8 protein-coding genes and 1 riboswitch are annotated in these 6,100 nt (G+C 75.0%); of the genes, 5 read left to right on the top strand and 3 right to left on the bottom strand.

Annotated features, from left to right (window positions below):
• From I5E_RS15275 to I5E_RS15260, 4 genes are all read left to right on the top strand, one after another.
• On the top strand, nucleotides 1-278 hold a 278-nt coding region (locus tag I5E_RS15275; RefSeq protein WP_022907744.1), incomplete at its 5' end, for a GNAT family N-acetyltransferase.
• Nucleotides 279-300: 22 nt separating this feature from the next.
• Complete coding sequence (locus I5E_RS15270; protein ID WP_022907743.1) at nucleotides 301-762, top strand: VOC family protein; 462 nt, start codon at nucleotides 301-303, stop codon at nucleotides 760-762.
• An 85-nt stretch (nucleotides 763-847) separates the two neighbouring features.
• Complete coding sequence (locus I5E_RS15265; RefSeq protein ID WP_187290518.1) at nucleotides 848-1,321, top strand: MarR family winged helix-turn-helix transcriptional regulator; 474 nt, start codon at nucleotides 848-850, stop codon at nucleotides 1,319-1,321.
• Complete coding sequence (locus I5E_RS15260) at nucleotides 1,318-1,827, top strand: metallophosphoesterase family protein (protein ID WP_022907741.1); 510 nt, start codon at nucleotides 1,318-1,320, stop codon at nucleotides 1,825-1,827. The genes I5E_RS15265 and I5E_RS15260 overlap by 4 nt, the downstream gene beginning before the upstream one ends.
• Here I5E_RS15260 and I5E_RS15255 read toward each other — a convergent pair.
• From I5E_RS15255 to thiM, 3 genes are all read right to left on the bottom strand, one after another.
• Complete coding sequence (locus I5E_RS15255) at nucleotides 1,709-3,415, bottom strand: bifunctional hydroxymethylpyrimidine kinase/phosphomethylpyrimidine kinase (RefSeq protein ID WP_441294334.1); 1,707 nt, start codon at nucleotides 3,413-3,415, stop codon at nucleotides 1,709-1,711. The two genes, I5E_RS15260 and I5E_RS15255, sit on opposite strands and share 119 nt — an antisense overlap.
• A 113-nt stretch (nucleotides 3,416-3,528) precedes the next feature.
• Nucleotides 3,529-4,251, bottom strand: a complete 723-nt coding sequence (gene thiE, locus I5E_RS15250) for a thiamine phosphate synthase (protein WP_022907739.1) — start codon at nucleotides 4,249-4,251, stop codon at nucleotides 3,529-3,531.
• Nucleotides 4,248-5,138, bottom strand: coding sequence for a hydroxyethylthiazole kinase (gene thiM, locus I5E_RS15245; protein ID WP_042723946.1), 891 nt, complete (start codon nucleotides 5,136-5,138; stop codon nucleotides 4,248-4,250). The genes thiE and thiM overlap by 4 nt, the downstream gene beginning before the upstream one ends.
• A riboswitch (TPP riboswitch) is annotated at nucleotides 5,127-5,222 on the bottom strand. It overlaps the preceding gene by 12 nt.
• Nucleotides 5,223-5,289: 67 nt before the next feature.
• Between thiM and I5E_RS15240 the strand changes: the two genes are divergently transcribed.
• Nucleotides 5,290-6,100, top strand: an 811-nt coding sequence (locus I5E_RS15240) for an NUDIX domain-containing protein (RefSeq protein WP_022907737.1), incomplete at its 3' end; no start/stop codon positions are given.

Below are 6,100 nucleotides of genomic sequence, written 5' to 3'. Positions count from 1 at the left end.
ACGAAGCCGACCAGGACCGCTACGCGATGTACGTCGGCGGCGAACTCGTGAGCGTCCTGGACTACCGCGAGAACGGCGACGCGATCGCGTTCCCGCACACGTACACGGTGCCGAAGCACCGCGGCCACGGGTACGCCGCCGAGCTCGTCGACTTCGCGGTCGCCGACGTCGAGGCGAACTCCACCAAGCGCATCGTCCCGATGTGCTGGTTCGTCGGCAAGTGGTTCGACGACCACCCCGAGAAGGCAGACCTGCTCAGCCGCGGCGCTGCGGACTGAGCCGGACCGAAGGGCACCGCGCATGCCGACGATCACCCCGTTCCTCTGGTACGACGACCAGGCTGAGCAGGCTGCGGAGCACTACGTCGCGCTGTTCCCCGACAGCCGCATCGACAGCGTGAGCAGGACCCCGGACGGGCGGACCCTCGTGGTCGAGTTCACGCTCCTCGGCTCGCCCTACCGTGCGATGAACGGCGGTCCCGGGCACGAGCACACGGACGCGGTCTCGTTCCAGGTGGACGTCGACGACCAGCAGGAGCTCGACCGGATCTGGGACGGCCTGCTCGCCGACGGTGGCCGACCGAGCCGCTGCGGGTGGCTCTTCGACCGCTGGGGCGTGGCGTGGCAGGTGACCCCGTCGATGATGGGCGACCTTATGACCGGCTCCGGCGACCCCGCGGCGAACGCCCGCGTCTTCGAGGCCATGCTGCAGATGGAGAAGCTCGACATCGCGGCCCTGCAGGCCGCGGCGGCGGGTCGCTGAGCCGGCCCGATCCGTACCCGCCGGTATGGTGGCGGGACCGAACACCGCCGGCAGCGACCGGCACCGACAGGCTGGAGTCACGGCGATGAGCGAACCGAGGCCGGATGTCCGCAACAGCGACATCGGACGGGCCTACACGGAACTCGCCCGCATCACCCGGCGCGCGAGCATCCGGGCACGCGGCTCGGAGTCGATCCTGAGCGTCGTCGACCAGTCCCTCGTCGACTTCGTGGTGCAGCACGAGGGGTGCATGGCGATCGACATCGCCCGGTACCTGCGGCTCAACCGTTCGACGATCTCGCGGCAGCTGTCCGGGCTGCTCGCGGCCGGGCTCATCCGGACCGTCGACGGCGGCACCGGCAACGCGAAGCCCCTCGTGGCAACCGATGCCGGCCGGGCCGCACTCGACCGGTCCGTGCAGCTGCACCGTGACGCGCTCGACGAACGGCTCGCCAGCTGGTCGGACGACGACATTGCACTGCTCGCCGGGCTCCTCGAACGGCTCGGCGCCGCGGACGAGGCCGGGCTGCCGATGCCCGGCCGCCCCGCCACGTCGTGACGACCTCGTTCGTCCTGCTCTCGGACACGCATCTGCCGAAGCGCGCGAAGGACCTGCCCGCCGGGCTCTGGGCCGACATCGACGCCGCCGACCTCGTGGTGCACGCCGGCGACTGGGTCGACCTCGCGACGCTCGACGCCGTCCAGGCCCGCTCGGCCCGCTTCGAGGGGGTCCGCGGCAACAACGACGGCCCCGAGTTCGACGACCGCTTGCCGCTCGAGGCGCACTTCGCCGTCGAGGACCTCCGCTTCGCCCTGGTGCACGAGACGGGTGCCGCGACGGGCCGTGAGCGTCGCATGACGGCCGCGTACCCGGACGTCGACGTGCTCGTCTTCGGCCACTCGCACATCCCGTGGGACACGGTCGCCCCGTCGGGGCTCCGCCTGCTCAACCCGGGATCGCCCACGGACCGTCGCCGCCAGCCGGACCACACGTGGATGCGCGGCGCGGTCGACGGCCGCGACCTGACGGTCGAGCTGGTGCGGCTGCCTCCGGCGACCCGCTGACGGACGGGAGGCGCNNGTCNNCCCCNACCCGCGCCTCCCNTCCCCCCGCCCGCACGTCCGGACCCGCCTGCGGCCCTCCCCGCCGGCGGGCCGTCGCGCTCCGCGACTCGTCTCGCCCCGTCGGGGGCGTGACGTGTCGCTCAGCCCGTGACCCCGGCGTCGGCGATCGCCGTCGGCTCCGGAATAACGCCGCCTCCCTCGCGGTCGACGTGCGGAACGCGCGCGTCAGGGCGCCGCGCTCGGCGGGCGTCGCCGCGGCCGCGAGGCGTTCGACCCGTGCCGTCGCCTCCGCCGAGGCCTCGGCGAACGCTGGGTCGCCGTACGCGCCGATCCAGTCCGCGAACGGGTGGTCGGCGCCGACCGTACCGATCTGCGTGCCCACCCAGGCGTAGACGCGGAAACACGGCAGCACCGCCGCGGCGAGCACCCCGGCGGACCCGGAGTCGGCAGCGGCCTGCAGGTGCGCGAGGTAGCCGGCGCAGACCGGGTGGACGGGGTCCTCGGCGTGCGACCCGGCGAGCCGTCGGTGGTGGAGGTCGCGCGCCTCGTCGGCGCAGCCCTGGGCCGATGCCTGCCAGAACGCGGCCTCGGCCCCGGTCGTCCACGAGCCGAGCAGCGCCAGGTGCCGCTCGTACGCGCGGAGGTAGTGGACGTCCTGCGCCAGGTACGCGGCGAAGACCTCGGGGTCGAGGGTCCCCGCCCGCATGCCGACGAGGAAGTCGCACGCGATCGTCTCCTGCAGCACCCCGGCGACGTCGTCCCACCAGCGCTCGGTCCACCGCGGCTCCGGCAGCGCCGCACGGACGAGGGCACCGTGGTCGACCGGCCCGTTGCCGGTCCCGACGTCGAGGGCGTCCGCGCCGCGGAGGGCCGCGGTGAGCCAGTGCTTCGCCGTGCCGATCGCGAGCTCCCAGTCGCCGTCGCGGGCGGCCAGCGTCGCGATCGCGCTCGACAGCGAGCACCCGGTGCCGTGCGTGTTCGTGGTCCGGACCCGGGGTGCGGTGAACCGCCGGAGGACCCCGGTCGGACCGACGAGGACGTCCTCGGCGGTGTCGCCTGCGTCGTGGCCGCCCTTCGCGAGGACGAGGACGTCCCAGGCGCGGGCGATCACGAGGGCCTGGCTCTCGGGACTGTCCGGGGTCTGCGGGCCGTCCGAGCCGTCCGGCCGGTCTCGCCGCTGGTCCGGTCCGTGCAGCGTGGCCAGCTCGGCGAGCACCGCGAGTTCCGCCCGGTTCGGCGTCACGAGGTCGGCGAGACCGATGAGGGCCACCATCGCCTGCGAGGCGTCCTTGTCGAGCAACCGGTCCCCGCTTGTCGCGACCATCACGGGGTCGACCACCACGACCGGCGGGCGGTGCTCGCGGAGCCACTCGGTCACGACCCGCACGACTCGGGCAGTGCCGAGCATCCCGATCTTCACCGCGTCGATCGTGACGTCGTCCGAGACCGCGTCGAGCTGCTCCCGCAGGAACCCGACGTCCGGCACGTGCACCGAGCGCACCCCGCGCGTGTTCTGCGCGACGAGCGCGGTCACGACGCCCATGCCGTAGCCGTCGTGCGCCGCGACGGCCTTGAGGTCCGCCTGCATCCCCGCCCCACCCGTCGGGTCCGTCCCGGCGATGCTCAGCACGCGCGGGATGCGCGGGGTGCGCAGCGGTTGCGGGGTGTGCGGGGCGTGCCGGGGGCGCGCGTCTGCGGCGTTCACGCGTCCGCCCCGTGGTGCGCCCGGTCGGACGGGAGGCGCGGGTCGCCGCCGGTACGTCGGCCGTCGGCACCGGACCAGGCCGCGACGAGCGCGGCGGCGGCGGAGCCCGGGTCGGCCGCCGCGCAGATGCCGGACACGACCGCGACGCCGGCGGCCCCCGCGTCACGCAACGGTCCGACGTCGTCGAGCGTCACCCCGCCGATCGCCACGCACGGCAGGTCCGTGCCGCGTGCGAGCCGGGCGAACCCGGCGTGCCCGAGGGCCGGCGGGTGGTCGGCCTTCGTCGCTGTCGGGTGCACGACCCCGACCCCGAGCAGGTCGACGGTGCCGCGGGGGAGTGCGGCCACGGCCGCGAGGTGCTCCGGGCTGTTCGCGGTCAACCCGACGTGCGCGCCGGGACCGAGCAGGGCACGGGCCGCCGTCACCGGGACGTCCGACTGGCCGAGGTGCACCCCGGCGACGCGGTGCCCGGCGTGCCGAGCCGCGAGGGCGACGTCCAACCGGTCGTCGACCACCACCGTCGCCCGGTCACCCACTGCGTCCGCCACCGCCGCGGTCAGCGCCAGCAGGTCCCGCGCCGACGCGTGCTTGTCGCGCACCTGCACGATCCGCACTCCGCCGTGCACCGCGGCCCGGACGACCCCGAGCACGCCGAGGCCGTGCCGGTCCGACAGCACGGGGTCCGTCACGAGGTACACCCCGAACCCGCCGGCGCTCACGCGGGCACCGCCGGGGACTCGACCGTGATCCGTGCCGTGCGCACGACGTCCTCCGGCGAGAGCGACGCCAGACGGTCGAGGAACAGCGGCTGGAACGTGCCAGGCCCGCCGGCCTCCCGCGCGGCGAGCTCGGCCGCGATCGTGTGCACCGCGGTCGCGGCGACGGCGGCCGCCCCCGGATCGTCCGGCGAGACGGCCGTGAACGCGGCGACCACGGCACCGAGCGCGCACCCGCCGCCGGTGATCCGCGTGAGCAGCTCCGTGCCGTTCGCCACCCGCACCGGACCGGTGCCCGGCGCGACCAGCAGGTCGACCGGACCGGACACGGCCACCGCGGCCACGCGCCTCCCGGATCCGCTCGGGCCGGACACGGCGTCGACCGCAGCCGCTCGTGCCTCGTCGGGACCGACCGTGCTGTCGACGCCGCGGCCACCGGCGGAGGCGCCGAGCACCGCGAGCACCTCGGAGGCGTTGCCCCGCAGTACGGTCGGACCGAGCGCCAGCAGGTCGCGGGCGAGCGCCGTCCGGACCGGCAGCGACCCGACCGCGACGGGGTCGAGGACCCAGGGCGTCCCGGCGTCGACGGCCGCCGCAGCCGCCTCGAGCGATGCGGCCCTCGGCTCCGCGTGCGGGGTACCGGTGTTCACCAGCAGGGCGTCGGCGACCCGGGCGAACGGCCCGGCCTCGGACACGACGTCGACCATCGCGGCCGAGGCGCCGAGGGCGAGCAGCACGTTCGCGGTGACGTTCTGCACCACCGTGTTCGTGATGCAGTGCACCAGGGGACTCCGGGCGCGGACGGCCTCGAGGAGCGTGGCGGTCCGATCGGCCCAGTCCGGGTCGGGACCCCCGGCGGGCGGGGTGGGTACGGGCGCAGCAGTGTGCATGGACGATCCCTTCGCGAGTACGAGCTCGAGCAGGTTCGACGGGTGTGATCTCAGCCGCCGGTCGCGGCACCCCGTGTCTCGAGCGACACCGTACACGAACTGCTCCGTCGTCCCCGGTCACATGACGGGTCCCGTGTGACAGGGTTGACGGGTGCCAGACACCACGCCTCCCGGGCCCCCACCCGGCCCCCGCGATCCCGGCGACGCCTGGGCGGTCGGTCCCGACGGCACCAAGGCCTGGGGACGGTTCGGTGCGGCCGGACTCCTCGTCGACGACGGCTCCGGCCGGGTGCTCCTGCAGCACCGCGTCGAGTGGAGCCACCACGGCGGCACCTGGGGGATCCCCGGCGGAGCCCGACACCAGGGCGAGGACGCCGTGACCGGCGCGCTCCGCGAGTCCGCTGAAGAGGCCGGCGTCCCCTTCGACGGTGTCGACCTCCGGCACACCGCGGTGCTGGACCTCGGGTTCTGGACCTACACGACGGTGGTGGGGCGCGCCTCCCGTCCCTTCGAGCCGGTGATCGCGGACCGCGAGAGCCTCGAACTCGCCTGGGTGCCCGTCGCCGACGTCGAGGACCTGCCCCTGCACCCCGGGTTCGGCGCGTCCTGGCCGGCGCTCCGGGCACGGATCGAGACCACCCCGCACGTCGTGGTGGACGCCGCGAACGTCGTGGGCAGCGTGCCGGACGGCTGGTGGAAGGACCGACCCGGGGCGGCGTCGCGGCTGCTCGGGTCGGTCGAGGCGCTCGCCGCAGCGGGCGTACTCGCCGACCGGTTGGCCCTGCCGTTCGACCGGTGGTGGCCGCGGTGGACCGTCGTGCTCGAGGGCGAGGCGCGCGCCGCCGACCCGTCCGGTGCGCCTGGTGTTCCCCGTGCTGCTGGCGCTGCTGGCGCTGCTGGCGCTGCTGGTGCTGCCGATGCTCCCGCCGGCGGTGCCGGCGGTGCTGGCGCTGCTGGTGTTG

This window comes from Curtobacterium sp. B18 (assembly GCF_000333375.1).
Lineage (GTDB): Bacteria > Actinomycetota > Actinomycetes > Actinomycetales > Microbacteriaceae > Curtobacterium.
Note: the sequence above shows the minus strand (reverse complement) of the source record. Positions and strands in the feature narration are given on the sequence as shown.